Below are 11,423 nucleotides of genomic sequence, written 5' to 3' on the forward strand. Positions count from 1 at the left end.
CAGCAGAGGCTGAGACAATGAACACGTTCTTAGTATGTGAGTTTAGATGTGTATTGACACAGTCTCCGTAATATTTTCTGTGTAACGCTTATACGTCAGGCTTTTGTGCTTGAACGGTATATATGACATTATTATGATTTGCATTTATTGTTGCAATCGTTATTGTTTTTTATTTATAAGTTCCTGTGTTTTTTGTAAATTTTTGTATTATTTTTGTTGTTTTTTTTGCAAAGTGAAAGGCTTAATCGGTTGATTAAAAGGATAAAAGGTCGTCTGAAGGCGGTATTCAAGGTTTGCGGGGTTTTCAAATCACATTGATTTGAAAACCTGGAAATGTCAGAATTGTATGCGGGAAACGCCGCATCGAAAGGCAAGGTCGTCTGAAAGCATTTATAATCCCGCTTTCAGACGACCTTTTGAACATCCGTTCTCTCAATCAAATTGACCTTATGAAACCCAAATTCATCACTCTGGACGGCATAGACGGCGCGGGTAAATCTACCAATCTTGCCGTTATCCGCCAATGGTTCGAATCCCATAATCTTCCTGTATTGTTTACCCGCGAGCCGGGCGGTACGCCTGTCGGCGAGGCTTTGCGCGAAATTTTGTTGAACCCTGAAACCAAGGCGGGATTGCGCGCGGAGACGTTGATGATGTTTGCGGCGCGGCAGCAGCATCTTGAAGACGTTATCCTGCCTGCGCTGGCAGACGGCATTCATGTCGTTTCCGACCGTTTTACCGATGCGACTTTTGCGTATCAGGGCGGCGGGCGCGGCGTGCCTCTTCAAGATATTGAAATGCTGGAGAATTGGGTGCAGGGCGGGTTTGGTCCTGATTTGACTTTGCTGCTGGACGTGCCGCTGGAAGTGTCGATGGCGCGTATCGGACAGACGCGCGAGAAGGACCGTTTCGAGCAGGAGCAGGCGGATTTTTTCACCCGCGTGCGTGCTGTTTATCTCGAACGCGCCGCCGCGCATCCCGAACGCTACGCGCTTATCGACGGCAACCGGAGTTTGGAGGAGGTGAGGGCGGATATCGAACATGCGCTGGCGCGCAGTTTCGGTATGGATGTTTAAAACCGAATGAAGGTCGTCTGAAAGCATACGTTTTTGCTTTGAGGTTGTTTGTTTCAGATGAAAATAGCGGTATGCGCCGCATTGGGAACATGGTAAAATTACACGCTATTACAAAATAGGTTTATTTGTTAATAAATAAGCCGCTTTGTAATGCCAAACGTCCCGAAACCAACGTTTCAGACGACCTCGTCTCAACATCTCTCTCGCAACAGGATCGAAAAATGGAAAACTCATTAAAAGAAGCCGCACTGAAATTTCACGAATTCCCCGTGCCGGGTAAAGTCTCCGTTACCCCCACCAAATCGCTGGCCACGTCCAAAGACTTGGCTTTGGCGTACTCGCCGGGCGTTGCGGCTCCTTGTATGGAAATCCATGCCGATCCGCAAAATGCGTACAAATATACCGCCAAAGGCAACTTGGTCGCCGTGATTTCCAACGGTACCGCCGTTTTGGGCTTGGGAAACATCGGCGCGTTGGCGGGCAAACCTGTGATGGAAGGCAAAGGCGTATTGTTTAAAAAATTCGCCGGCGTGGACGTATTCGACATCGAAATCGATGAAAAAGACCCGCAAAAACTGGTGGACATCATCGCCGCGTTGGAACCGACTTTCGGCGGCATCAACCTCGAAGACATTAAAGCGCCGGAATGCTTCTACATCGAACGCGAATTGCGCAAACGCTGCAAAATCCCCGTATTCCACGATGACCAACACGGTACCGCCATCATCACCGCTGCTGCCGTATTGAATGCCCTGCGCTATACCGGCCGTAAAATCGAAGAAGCGACCTTGGTTTGCTCCGGCGCGGGTGCAGCAGCAATTGCCTGCTTGAACCAACTGCTTGATTTGGGGCTGAAACGCGAAAACGTAACCGTTTGCGATTCCAAAGGCGTGGTTCATAAATCCCGCGAAGACAAAGACCGCATGGACGAGTCCAAAAAGTTCTACGCGATAGATGACAACAGTCAATGCGTGCTTGCCGATGCCGTCAAAGGCAAAGACATCTTCTTGGGCCTCTCCGGCGCGAACCTGCTGACGCCTGAAATGCTGAACACCATGAACGCCAAGCCTATCGTGTTCGCCATGGCAAACCCGAACCCGGAAATCCTGCCGCCGCTGGCAAAAGAAACCCGTCCTGACGTGGTCATCGGTACCGGCCGTTCCGACTTCCCGAATCAAGTGAACAACGTATTGTGCTTCCCGTTCATCTTCCGCGGCGCGTTGGACGTCGGCGCGACGACCATCAATGAAGAAATGAAACGCGCCTGCGTCTATGCTTTGGCGGATTTGGCGAAGGAAGAAGTAACTGAAGAAGTGGTTGCCGCTTACGGTAAAAAATTCGAATTCGGCGCGGAATACCTGATTCCGACCCCGTTCGACTCCCGCCTGCTGCCGCGCGTTGCTTCGGCTGCCGCCAAAGCTGCAATGGAAAGCGGCGTGGCAACCCGTCCGATTGCAGACTTGGAAGCCTATGCTGCCAAACTGAGCGAATGGAAACTGTAATCCGGTTTTAATTTGAATGTGATGTAGAAAAGGTCGTCTGAAAACTTTCAGACGACCTTTTTTCGTTTTACAGAATCTTTAGCAATGCCGAAGGCGCTGCGATGCGGTGGTCAAACGGCCAAGTTTCGGTTTGGTCTTCGGCGGCGATATAGCCCCAGTCGGCAAGTACGGTTTTCATGCCCGCGTTGCGTCCGGCCTGCATGTCGCGTTCGGCGTCGCCGACGTAAACCGTGTGTTGCGGGTCGGCATGGATTTGTTCGCACGCATACAGCATGGGTTTGACGCTGGGTTTGGATTCGCCGCAGGTGTCGCCGCTGACGACGACGGCGGGCGGGATGACGAAGCCGAGTTTGGGGACGAGTTTGTCGGTGAAGCGCATGGGTTTGTTGGTGATGATGCCCCATTTGATGCCGCGTCTGTCGAGTTCGGCAATCATTTCGTTCACGCCGTCGAACAGCGTGGTTTTGTCGGCATAGCAAAGGCTGTATGCTTCAAGGCATTCTTGCCGCCATGCTGCGAAATCAGGATGTTCGGCATTCATGCCGACGCCGATTTTCAACAGGCCGGCTACGCCGTGGCTGGCATATGGGCGGATTTCCGCGATGCTTTTTTCGGGCAGGTTGTGGCGGCGCAATACGGTGTTGAGCGCGCCGCCGAGGTCTAGGGCGGTGTCGGCGAGCGTGCCGTCGAGGTCGAACAATACGGCTTGTATCATGTGTTTTCCTTTGGTTTTTTGATGGGGTCGTCTGAAAAGGGTTTCAGACGACCTTTGGGTTTAGTGGTGGTGATGGTGTGCGCCGTCGGTCTCGTTTGAACACAAGACGCTGTCGGGATGCGGGTGGCGTTCGCTTTCGATTTGGATGGTGCAGTGTCCGATGTTTTTGTGGGACAGCTCGTGTTCGATGCGGTAGGCGATTTGTTCGGATTCGGCAACGGTCATGCTGCCGTCCACGACGATGTGACAGGATAAAACGTTGATATTGCTGGTAATTGTCCAGACGTGTAAGTCGTGGACGGATTTGACGCCTTCGGTGTTGCGGATGACGGCGAGCAGGTCGTCGGTGTGGATGTTTTCGGGCGCGCCTTCCATGAGGATGTGCAGCGTTTGTTTGAGCAGGCTCCAGCCGCTGCGTCCGACCAGCGCGGCAACGAACACGCTGGCGAGTGGATCCGCCCATTGCCAGCCGAACGCCATCATGAGTACGGCGGCGGCAATCGCGCCGACCGAGCCGAGAAGGTCGCTTAAAACGTGCAGATACGCGCCGCGCATGTTGACGTTGGCTTCGGTGTCGCTATTTTTCAGCATGTAAACCGCTACGCCGATGTTGACCAGCAGTCCGACGACGCTGATAACGAGCATTCCCAATGTGGCGATTTCGGGCGGATAAAGCAGGCGTTTGACGGCTTCGTAGAAAATCAGCACGGCGATGACCACCAGCGACAAGCCGTTGAACATGGCGGTGAGGATTTCGAAACGTTTGTAGCCGAAGGTCTTTTGCAGCGTGGTTTCTTTTTCGCCGAGTTTGAACGCCCACAATGCCACGCCCAAGGAAAATGCGTCGCTGAACATATGCCCCGCGTCGGAAAGCAGCGCGAGCGAGTGGGTCAGCCAGCCGCCGAACGCCTCCAGCAGCATAAAGGCGGCGATGATGATGAATGACACGCGCAATACTTTTTTGTTGGCGGTATGCGTGTGGGCGTGTGCGTGATGATGGTGTTCGTGATGGTGAGACATAACGTTCCTCAACAGAGGTCGTCTGAAAATCCGGATTCAGGGTTTTCAGACGACCTTTTTGCCTTGTTTCAAACCCTGCTCGAAATCTTCCAGCATATCCAATTCGAAGCGGCTGAAGCCCGCTTTTTCCCGCGCTTCGATGTTCACATAGCCGCGGAAGATAAACATATCGTAACGGGCAATCAGACTGCGGAACAGGGCGACAGGTTCCAAACCGCGTTCGCGGCAGAGGTGTTGATACCAATGGTTGCCGATGGCGACATGGCCCACTTCGTCGCGGTAAATGATGTCCAACACGCCGCAGGTTTCCGAATCGCCACGCTGTTCCACCTTCGCGCGTATCCCAGGCGTAACGTCCAGCCCGCGCGCTTCCAATACGCGCGGCACCAACGCCATGCGCAACAGCGGGTCGTAGGCGGTTTTATACGCCATGTCCCACAAATGGTTGTGCGCCTCGAAATCGCCGTAATCGAAGCCGAAAGTGCGCAGCCTTTCGCGCATCAGGCGGAAGTGGTACACCTCTTCCTTCGCCACCCGCACCCAGTCGCGCACAAACTGAAACGGCAGCGTGCGGAAACGGTATGCCGCGTCCAAAGCCAGATTGATAGCGTTGAACTCGATATGCGCAATCGCGTGCAGCATCGCCGCATAGCCTTCGGTCGTGTTCATCTTGCGCGGCGTCAGTTGCGACGGTGCGACCAAAACAGGCTTCGGCGGCCGTCCCGCGTGGCGGAAGTCCAGCGGCGCAGCGTTTGCTTCAGCCCCGTCCATGTTCTGAACGGCGGCAAACGCTTCGTCCGTCAGCCGTCCTTTTTCATCGGGGTCGTCTGAAAGCAGGGTAAGTTCCAGCAAAGCATAGATATCAGGTTTCATTCCAAGTCCGCCGTTTTTCGGAAAACAAATATTATAGCGTTTAAAAAAAACAATATAAGGAATATAATCTTTACAATTTGGCGTTGTGCGTCAAAAACCATTAAATACCACAGTTTGCGCAGTCGGCATATATTAAAGAATTGTGAAACCCGATTGTCTTTTCCGCAGGAAAAAATCCCGCAGCTTCAAAAAATTAGCCCTCGGGAAACACTGTTTGCAAAATGTAAACCGCCCATAAGCGGCTTGCATTGTTATTTTGTAACATCGATACTGGGCGCCACACCCCTTCCAACAAGGAAAAATAATGATGAAACAACACAACCTGTTCAAATTCCTCGCCGCTTGCTCCCTGACCGCAACCATCGGTTTCGCACAGGCAGGCGCAGTGGATGCACTCAAGAAATTCAACAACGACGCCGACGGTATCAGCGGCAGCTTCACCCAAACCGTCCAAGGCAAAAAGAAAACCCAAACCGCACACGGCACTTTCAAAATCCTGCGTCCGGGCCTCTTCAAATGGGAATACACCAAACCCTACAAACAAACCATCGTAGGCGACGGTCAAACCATTTGGCTCTACGACGTTGATTTGGCGCAAGTGACCAAGTCCGCCCAAGACCAAACCATCGGCGACAGCCCTGCCGCCATCCTTTCCAACAAAAACGCCCTTGACAGCAGCTACTCCCTCAAAGAAGACGGCTCGTCCAACGGCATCGACTACGTCTTGGCAACGCCCAAGAAAAACAACGCCGGCTACCAATACATCCGCATCGGCTTCAAAGGCGACAACCTCGCCGCCATGCAGTTGAAAGACAGCTTCGGCAACCAAACCTCCATCAGCTTCGGCGGCTTGAACACCAAGCCCAACCTCTCGCGCGGCGCATTCAAGTTCACCCCGCCCAAAGGCGTGGATGTGTTGAGCAACTGATGGTTTGATCATAAAAAGGTCGTCTGAAACCCAATTTTCGGTTTCAGACGACCTTTTTGTTTTTGGGCTGTTAGTGATGGTGCGTTGGGTGTCAGTTGCCCGCAGTCAACACGATTCAGCTTTTGAAGTGTAACTCGGATGACTGGTGGGCAATATTGGAGACTCTATAAGAAAGCGGATACCAAAAGGTCATCTGAAAACCTTTCAGACGACCCCGTTCGTTTATACTTCAGGCTTTTTCGCCAACATGGTAACAAACTTAAACTGTATCGGATTGCCCGCCGCGTCTTTCGCGTGCATGGCGCCGAGTTCTTCTTTGTATTCGGCAATTTCCCAGTCGCGGTAGTATTCGCGCAACTCGCCTTCTTTAAATTTAAACGGGAAAGGCATAGGGCAGGGGAAGTCTTCAGTGTCCATCGCCGAAACAATCAGGTTGTAGCCGCCGGGGTTGGTGTGCGCCTGCATATCGGCAATCACTTGCGGCACAAAGCGCGGATGCAGGAACATAAACACAACCGTCGCCACGATATAGTCGAAATGATCTTGAAGGTTGGCGGCATTCAAATCATATTCCACCGCCCGCACGTCCAGGTCTTCGATGCGCGCCAACTCGTTGACGTTTTGCACCGCCTGCGGATTGTTGTCCACGGCGGTTACGTCAAATCCTTTCAAACCTAAAAACAGCGCATTACGCCCCTGACCGCAGCCCATATCCAAAGCCTTGCCCGCAGGAACGATGTTTTCAGCCGCCACTACCGCCGAATGGGTCGCGCTCATGCCGTATTTCTTATTGAAATAATCCTTTGCCGCGCAATAAAGCGAGAGCTTGATTTCCGTGTCGTCCGTCAAAGGCTCGACCGTAAACTGCTGCTGCGGCGCGATCATGTGATCGCCGTCTTCGGCAGTCAGCTCGACAGAAGCATTATCAGCTTCCGTCAATTTCAGACGACCTTGCAATACGTTCAGGCAAACCCATTCCCCTTCGTCAAACGCATGACCCGCCCGCAGCGCGTCGGGAATCCCGTCTGCCTGCCAAGCCGGCATTTCTTGATAGCAAAAAAGCGCCATTTGTCCATCCATCGTCGGTTCCTTCCAATCTGTTTGCGATAAGGTGCATATTATATGCCTGTTTGGGGTAAAGCCGCTTGGCGGATTCAAACCTTGTGATAAGATGAATGCCTTTATTGTGCAAATTGCAAAACAAACCGATATATGGACGATACCGTTTACCTTTATACAGACGGAGCCTGCAAAGGCAATCCGGGTGCAGGGGGCTGGGGCGTATTGATGCGCTACCGAAATCATGAAAAAGAATTGTGCGGCGGCGAGGCCGAAACCACTAATAACCGAATGGAGCTGACTGCTGTCATAGAAGGGTTGAAGGCGCTCAAACGCCCGTGCCGCGTCGTGATTTGTACCGACTCGCAATACGTCAAAAACGGTATGGAAGGTTGGATACACGGCTGGAAGAAAAACGGCTGGAAAACCGCCGCCAAAAAACCGGTGAAAAACGACGATTTGTGGAAAGAACTCGATGCCTTGTCGCATAAACACAAATTACAGTGGACGTGGGTGAAAGGCCACGCGGGGCATTCCGAAAACGAAAAGGCGGACGCATTGGCGAACCAGGGAGCGGCACGGTTCCTTCAACCCTCGTCCTGAAAGGTCGTCTGAAAACGCCTGAAAAATGTTCAATCAACCGCAAACAGGATTACCCCAATGGCAATGACTTGGTCCCAACTGCTTTCCCCGCAACGCTTCCGCGCAAAAAACGGCGAAATTATCCCTACGGTTACGCCGTCCACACAAGAGGGTATCGATGCCCTGCGTACCGATTTCCACATTGATTACGATAGAGTCGTGTTTTCCGGCGCATTCAGGCGGTTGGGCAGGAAAACCCAAGTCCACCCGCTTGCCGAACATGACCTGACGCACAACCGGCTGACACACAGTGTCGAAGTCGCCAGCGTCGGACGCAGTTTGGGTAACCGTGTCGGCGTCATGTTGCAAACCGGCGGATTCCTGCCCGAAAACAATACTCCGGGCGATATTGGCGCTGTCGTCCAAGTCGCTTGTTTGGCGCATGATTTGGGTAACCCTCCGTTCGGGCATACGGGTGAGGACGCATTGCGCCATTGGTTTAGAAAGGAAAAAAATCTCCGCTTTCTGACATCGCTGAGCGAAGCCGAATTGAGCGACGTGCAAACTTACGAAGGCAATGCCCACAGCCTGCGCATTGTCGCCAATTTGGAAATGTATCCCGATGCGGGCGGAATGCGTTTGAGTGCGGCATCAATCGGCGCATTGATAAAATATCCGTGGACAAGCCAAGGTCCGCGCGGGCGTTCCAAATTCAATATTTATCAAACCGAGCTGCCGTTTATCCGCCGAGTTGCAGCAGAGTTGGGATTGCTCGAAGCAGGCTGCGACCAATGGGTGCGCCATCCGCTGTCGTACCTGATGGAGGCTTCAGATGACATCTGTTACGCATTGCTGGATTTGGAAGATGCGGTGGAGCTTGAGTTGCTGACCGATACCGAAGTCGAAAGCGTCTTGTCTGAGCTGACCTTCGAAGAAAGCACATGGCATGCCCAATCCAGCCGCCAACGTTGCGCCATGCTGCGCGGCATTGCCATAGGCAAAGCCATCGAAGATGCCGCGCAAACCTTCATGAAACACCAATCCGATTTATTAAGCGGCGGATTTAAAGGAAAAGACTTGATTTCCTTGTGCAGCCCGGAAGTCCAAAACACTTTGGAAAAAGCCAAAGAACTCGCACGCACGCGCATCTTTCGCCACCGTACCAAGCTGATGACCGAAATTGCCACTTTCCCGTGCTTAGGGTCGATACTCGATTTGTTTGTCCCTGCTGCCCATGCCTTGCTGGTTGAGCAGAAATTAGATGTCCGCCAATCTTTAATCTTGGATCTTCTGAAAAACCATAATCCCATACTTGAAACGGACAGCCTTTATCAGGCATATATGAAAATTTTAGATTTCGTCGGCGGTATGACAGACAATGCCGCCGCCAAAATGGCTCAGGACTTGTCTGGAACCGGGATTTTAAGGTGATTTAATTTCTTTAATTTTCAAAATGTTAATATTTTATCTGGAAAAATTGAATTTAAAGGCTGGACAATAGGGAAGGGTTTCTATAATATTCGGTCTTCTTGATTCACAGCGCAGAAGCGAAGTGATGAAAATGCACCCGTAGCTCAGTTGGATAGAGTATCTGGCTACGAACCAGAGGGTCGGGCGTTCGAATCGCTCCGGGTGCGCCAAAAAATTTATTTATCCGCGCCCATCGTCTAGCGGTTAGGACATCGCCCTTTCACGGCGGTAACCGGGGTTCGATTCCCCGTGGGCGTGCCAAATTCTTAATAAACCCTTACTAAAAAGTAAGGGTTTATTTTTTTATCTTTTAATGCTTTGCCCGCGATTTCAGCTTTATTGATGTGCTTTTTACCAAAGTTTTATCTGTCCGCTTTGTCGGGCATCGTTGCTAAATATGACGTGAATTGAAATATAATGGTAAGGGAGGTTTTCTATTGAAGTTGCCATGTATTTTTTGGTATCAACATTTCTTCACCCATATGATTGACTTTGCCATGCCAAATTCGGGGCATTAATACTCAATCATGTATCAAGCTCCTATCTTAAACTTTGCTGTCAAAATGCAAAGGTCGTCTGAAAACTCCGGATACGGGCTTTTCATACGGCCTTTCCCTTATTCTTCTTTGTTTACTGTCTCAAGGCAGGGCAATGAATTTAATCAGCACCTCTTTAAAAATAAAGCCGAACACGCCCAAGCCCAAGACTAAGAACAAAATCGCGATGCCGAATTTGCCCGCCTTGGATTCTTTGCCCAAGTTCCAGACGATAAAACCCAAGAAAATAACCAGTCCGGTCAGGCAGATTTTCATCGCCCAATCGGAAAATTCTGCTTCACTCATAATCGATTTCCTTATTTGATGTTGTGTGTATTTTAATGTTTTCAGACGACCTTTGAAACGCCAAAAGGTCGTCTGAAATGTAATGGTTCAGCAAATGCCGTCCGTCAGGCGTTTGCCTTAACGTGCCAATGCCTGTTTCAAATCGTCAATCAAATCATCGACGTATTCCAAACCGACGGACAGGCGCACCAGTCCGGGGCGGATGTTGGCGGCGAGTTTTTCTTCGGGCTGCATTCTGCCGTGCGTGGTTGTCCACGGGTGGGTAATGGTCGAGCGCACGTCGCCGAGGTTGGCGGTACGGGAGAAAAGCTCGACGCTGTCGACGACTTTCCACGCGGCGTCAGTGTCGGCAACTTCAAAGCCGACCACGATGCCGCCGCCGTTTTGCTGTTTGCGGATAAGCTCCGCCTGAGGATGATCGGGCAATCCGGTGTAGTAAACGGCTTGAACCTGCGGCTGCGCTTGCAGCCATTGGGCGATTTTCAGGGCGTTGTCGAACTGTTTCTCCAAACGCAGCGACAGGGTTTCTACGCCGCTCAACAACTGCCATGCGTTAAACGGCGACATCGCCAGCCCGCAAGAGTTGCAGTAAACGGCGACCTGCGTCATCAGTTCTTCCGAACCCGCCAACACGCCGCCCATCACGCGTCCGTGTCCGTCGATGGCTTTGGTTGCGGAGGAAACGGAAATATCCGCGCCGTGTTTCAAAGGCTGCGAGCCGGCGGGCGACAGCAGGCTGTTGTCCACCACCAAAAGCGCGCCGATGCTGTGCGCCAATTCTGCCAAGGCTTCCAAGTCGGCAACTTCGCCCAAAGGGTTGGAAGGCGTTTCCAAAAACAGCAGTTTGGTATTGGCTTTGACGGCGGCTTTCCATTCGTCCAAATCGGTCGGCGACACATGGCTCACTTCGATGCCGAATTTGGTGACGATGTTATTGATAAAGCCGACGGTTGTGCCGAACAGGCTGCGGCTGGAAACCACATGGTCGCCCGCCTGCAGGAAGGTGAAAAACGCCGCCTGAATCGCGGACATACCGGTCGAAGTGGCGACTGCGCGTTCTGCGCCTTCCAAAGCGGCGATGCGTTTTTCAAAAGCGGCGATGGTCGGGTTGGCGGTACGGGTATAAGTGAACCCTTTGACTTTTTTGGAAAACAAATCGGCGGCATGTTGGGCGCTGTCCCACATGAAGCTGCTGGTGAGGAACAATGCCTGATTGTGTTCGCGGTATTCGGTTTGCTCTTTGCCGCCGCGTATGGCGAGCGTCTGCGGGTGGAGTTTTTTACTCATTTGTTTTCCAATCTTGTTCAGCAGGTTTGTTTGATGTCTTAATAGTGGATTAACTTTAAACCGGTACGG

General features: G+C 51.8%; 11 protein-coding genes and 2 tRNA genes. 7 read left to right on the plus strand and 6 right to left on the minus strand.

Annotation, left to right across the window (positions count from 1 at the left end; genetic code table 11):
• Positions 1 to 449: 449 nt before the first annotated feature.
• Both tmk and HMPREF2907_RS06240 read left to right on the plus strand, forming a co-directional pair.
• Positions 450 to 1,076 (plus strand): dTMP kinase, encoded by a 627-nt coding sequence (gene tmk / locus HMPREF2907_RS06235; protein ID WP_009311821.1) that lies wholly within the window; start codon positions 450 to 452, stop codon positions 1,074 to 1,076.
• Positions 1,077 to 1,297: 221 nt separating this feature from the next.
• Positions 1,298 to 2,578, plus strand: coding sequence for a malic enzyme-like NAD(P)-binding protein (locus HMPREF2907_RS06240; protein ID WP_083310690.1), 1,281 nt, complete (start codon positions 1,298 to 1,300; stop codon positions 2,576 to 2,578).
• Positions 2,579 to 2,645: 67 nt separating this feature from the next.
• On the opposite strand, the gene HMPREF2907_RS06245 is transcribed toward HMPREF2907_RS06240, so the two are convergent.
• Genes HMPREF2907_RS06245 through HMPREF2907_RS06255 form a run of 3 tightly spaced genes read right to left on the minus strand, consistent with a single transcriptional unit; the run spans position 2,646 to position 5,186 of the window.
• Positions 2,646 to 3,293: an HAD family hydrolase gene (locus HMPREF2907_RS06245; protein ID WP_070681274.1), complete on the minus strand. Its 648-nt coding sequence runs from the start codon at positions 3,291 to 3,293 to the stop codon at positions 2,646 to 2,648.
• A gap of 60 nt (positions 3,294 to 3,353) precedes the next feature.
• Complete coding sequence (locus HMPREF2907_RS06250) at positions 3,354 to 4,313, minus strand: cation diffusion facilitator family transporter (RefSeq protein ID WP_070681277.1); 960 nt, start codon at positions 4,311 to 4,313, stop codon at positions 3,354 to 3,356.
• A 45-nt stretch (positions 4,314 to 4,358) separates the two neighbouring features.
• A complete protein-coding gene (locus HMPREF2907_RS06255) occupies positions 4,359 to 5,186 on the minus strand; it encodes a ferritin-like domain-containing protein (protein WP_070681279.1) in 828 nt (275 codons plus the stop codon).
• 304 nt (positions 5,187 to 5,490) lie between these two features.
• Between HMPREF2907_RS06255 and lolA the strand changes: the two genes are divergently transcribed.
• A complete protein-coding gene (gene lolA / locus HMPREF2907_RS06260; protein WP_070681282.1) occupies positions 5,491 to 6,114 on the plus strand; it encodes an outer membrane lipoprotein periplasmic chaperone LolA in 624 nt (207 codons plus the stop codon).
• A gap of 222 nt (positions 6,115 to 6,336) precedes the next feature.
• On the opposite strand, the gene tehB is transcribed toward lolA, so the two are convergent.
• Positions 6,337 to 7,194, minus strand: coding sequence for an SAM-dependent methyltransferase TehB (gene tehB / locus HMPREF2907_RS06265; protein ID WP_070681284.1), 858 nt, complete (start codon positions 7,192 to 7,194; stop codon positions 6,337 to 6,339).
• Between the two features lie 132 nt (positions 7,195 to 7,326).
• Here tehB and rnhA point away from each other — a divergent pair, with 132 nt between their 5' ends.
• The 4 genes from rnhA to HMPREF2907_RS06285 all read left to right on the plus strand — a co-directional run bounded on the left by rnhA (position 7,327) and on the right by HMPREF2907_RS06285 (position 9,486).
• Complete coding sequence (rnhA, locus tag HMPREF2907_RS06270) at positions 7,327 to 7,776, plus strand: ribonuclease HI (RefSeq protein WP_019269872.1); 450 nt, start codon at positions 7,327 to 7,329, stop codon at positions 7,774 to 7,776.
• Positions 7,777 to 7,833: 57 nt separating this feature from the next.
• The gene (locus tag HMPREF2907_RS06275; RefSeq protein ID WP_070681287.1) at positions 7,834 to 9,186 is read left to right on the plus strand and encodes a deoxyguanosinetriphosphate triphosphohydrolase; all 1,353 of its coding nucleotides are present in this window, start codon (positions 7,834 to 7,836) and stop codon (positions 9,184 to 9,186) included.
• 132 nt (positions 9,187 to 9,318) lie between these two features.
• Positions 9,319 to 9,395, plus strand: a tRNA-Arg gene (locus tag HMPREF2907_RS06280).
• Between the two features lie 16 nt (positions 9,396 to 9,411).
• Positions 9,412 to 9,486 (plus strand) — tRNA-Glu (locus HMPREF2907_RS06285).
• Positions 9,487 to 9,863: 377 nt separating this feature from the next.
• On the opposite strand, the gene HMPREF2907_RS06290 is transcribed toward HMPREF2907_RS06285, so the two are convergent.
• Both HMPREF2907_RS06290 and metZ read right to left on the minus strand, forming a co-directional pair.
• Positions 9,864 to 10,067, minus strand: a complete 204-nt coding sequence (locus HMPREF2907_RS06290; RefSeq protein ID WP_003768561.1) for a DUF2788 domain-containing protein — start codon at positions 10,065 to 10,067, stop codon at positions 9,864 to 9,866.
• A 117-nt stretch (positions 10,068 to 10,184) separates the two neighbouring features.
• Entirely contained in the window at positions 10,185 to 11,354 is a 1,170-nt protein-coding gene (gene metZ, locus HMPREF2907_RS06295; protein WP_070681290.1) for an O-succinylhomoserine sulfhydrylase, read from the minus strand.
• Positions 11,355 to 11,423 lie beyond the last annotated feature (69 nt).

This window comes from Neisseria sp. HMSC055H02 (assembly GCF_001813335.1).
In the GTDB taxonomy this organism is placed as follows: domain Bacteria; phylum Pseudomonadota; class Gammaproteobacteria; order Burkholderiales; family Neisseriaceae; genus Neisseria; species Neisseria sicca_C.

Bases quoted from the DNA above. Each gene is read 5' to 3' on its own strand.
- rnhA (WP_019269872.1), top strand. From the start codon at position 7,327: ATGGACGATACCGTTTACCTTTATACAGACGGAGCCTGCAAAGGCAAT.
- HMPREF2907_RS06250 (WP_070681277.1), bottom strand. From the start codon at position 4,313: ATGTCTCACCATCACGAACACCATCATCACGCACACGCCCACACGCAT.
- HMPREF2907_RS06245 (WP_070681274.1), bottom strand. From the start codon at position 3,293: ATGATACAAGCCGTATTGTTCGACCTCGACGGCACGCTCGCCGACACC.
- HMPREF2907_RS06290 (WP_003768561.1), bottom strand. From the start codon at position 10,067: ATGAGTGAAGCAGAATTTTCCGATTGGGCGATGAAAATCTGCCTGACC.
- metZ (WP_070681290.1), bottom strand. From the start codon at position 11,354: ATGAGTAAAAAACTCCACCCGCAGACGCTCGCCATACGCGGCGGCAAA.
- tehB (WP_070681284.1), bottom strand. From the start codon at position 7,194: ATGGATGGACAAATGGCGCTTTTTTGCTATCAAGAAATGCCGGCTTGG.
- HMPREF2907_RS06240 (WP_083310690.1), top strand. From the start codon at position 1,298: ATGGAAAACTCATTAAAAGAAGCCGCACTGAAATTTCACGAATTCCCC.
- tmk (WP_009311821.1), top strand. From the start codon at position 450: ATGAAACCCAAATTCATCACTCTGGACGGCATAGACGGCGCGGGTAAA.
- HMPREF2907_RS06275 (WP_070681287.1), top strand. From the start codon at position 7,834: ATGGCAATGACTTGGTCCCAACTGCTTTCCCCGCAACGCTTCCGCGCA.
- HMPREF2907_RS06255 (WP_070681279.1), bottom strand. From the start codon at position 5,186: ATGAAACCTGATATCTATGCTTTGCTGGAACTTACCCTGCTTTCAGAC.
- lolA (WP_070681282.1), top strand. From the start codon at position 5,491: ATGATGAAACAACACAACCTGTTCAAATTCCTCGCCGCTTGCTCCCTG.